Consider the following 1,660-nt stretch of genomic DNA (forward strand, 5'->3'; position numbering starts at 1 on the left):
CCCGCGCCGCCCCCGCGCGGCCCCGGCACGGGGGCGCGCGGCCCGGTGTCACCGCGCGCATATGCCTTGATGAAATACGCGCGGCATTTGCGGTTTTCCTGCGGCTGTGCGGGATCAGATTATATTGACAGCTTGCTCGTTCTTGCGGGTTAATGGACCCGAATGAGTGCAGAGTGCGGCTTCGCGTTCTCACGGTGGTGAGGAATCGAGCCGCTCTGTGACCGGAGTGATCCCGGAAAACCGGGGTGCCGACGGCACCCCGACAGCACGGTATTGACCCCGGTCGCACGCCGTAAGGCACGTGAGCGGGGAATGGCGGACCGAGATTTCCTCTGGAGGGAGATCAATGCCCCATCTCGACTCTTTCACCATTCCGGAATTTCACCTTCCCTTTGAGAACGCGAAGGATCCCCGCGCGGACCGGGCCAATACCGAAGCCACGGACTGGGCGGTGAGCCGGGGCCTGATCGACGAAGCGACCGAACAGTTCGCGGGCATAGGCTTCGGGCATCTCGCGGGACGCGTGAGCCTGGGAGCGTCGTACGAGGACATCGTGCTGCTCTCGCAGTGGATGGCCTGGTCCTTCGTCCTCGACGACCAGCACGACCTCCTCATACGCTCCGGCCGCGTCGACACCTGGCGCCCCGTCGCCGACGCCATCACCGGCTACCTGGAGCACGGCCGCACCGACCGGCTGCCGCGCGCGGCACGCAATCCCCTGGTCGACGCCTTCGTCGAGCTCTGCGACCGCATCCTCGCCGGCATGCCGCCGGGCGCCCGTGAGCGCTACCGCGCCCATGTGCCGCAGATGCTGCGCTCGCTCGACCAGGAGGCGGACAACCGCAGGCCCGGTTACCGGCCACCGGTCGCCGACTATGTGCTCACCCGGCGCCACAGCTCCCAGCTGCTGCCGATGATGGACATGGTCGAGGCGAGCCTGGGCATCGACTTACCGCCCCTCGTGCACGACAGCCCCGAAGTCCAGGAGCTCGGCTGGAGCGCCATCGACGTCATCTCGTGGGGCAACGACGTCTTCTCGCTCCCCAAGGAGTACTCCTGCGGGGACACCAACAACCTCGCCGTCCTCCTCGCCTCCTGGCAGGACTGGCCGCTGCCCCGGGCCGTACGGGCCGTCGAGGCGCGCATCGAGGCCCGCGTCGAGGACTTCCTCGCCACGGCCAGGAAGCTGCCCTCCGTCCTCGACGGGCTCGGCGTGACCGACACCGCCGTCCGCACCGCCGCCGAGCGCCGCGTCCGCGCGTACGAGGACTGGATGATCGGCTCCGACCTCTGGCAGCGCTACGACTGCACCCGCTACCGCGACGAACGCTTCGCCGCCGGCCTGGAGGCCGCGTACACCCGCCCCGATCTCGTACCGGTGGCCTAGGTCGTGTCGTCAAAGTCCCGTCTGCCGGGCGGCGTCTGGCACGCGCCCTCGCGGCGTTGTCGTCACTCTCCCCCAAGCTCTCGACTTCGCTCGAGCAGGGAGGTGCCCCCATCGCTCCGCATCGACTCCGTCCTCCGCCTTGCGATCGCACGCTCCCCCAAGCTCTCGGCTTCGCTCGAGCAGGGGGCACCCCCATGCCGCCGCCCGGCCCGCCCTGCGGGCGGACGACGCTACTTTGACGACACTCCCTAGGGAGGAACCCCCGCCCATGAC

At 68.9% G+C, this 1,660-nt stretch carries 1 protein-coding gene; it reads left to right on the forward strand.

Annotation, left to right across the window (positions count from 1 at the left end; translation table 11 throughout):
* The first annotated feature begins 451 nt into the window (after positions 1 to 451).
* The gene (locus HTZ82_RS06305; RefSeq protein ID WP_309235334.1) at positions 452 to 1,387 is read left to right on the forward strand and encodes a terpene synthase family protein; all 936 of its coding nucleotides are present in this window, start codon (positions 452 to 454) and stop codon (positions 1,385 to 1,387) included.
* Positions 1,388 to 1,660 lie beyond the last annotated feature (273 nt).

The sequence above is a fragment of the Streptomyces sp. TRM64462 genome (genome assembly GCF_013362995.1).
Classification (GTDB): Bacteria; Actinomycetota; Actinomycetes; order Streptomycetales; family Streptomycetaceae; genus Streptomyces.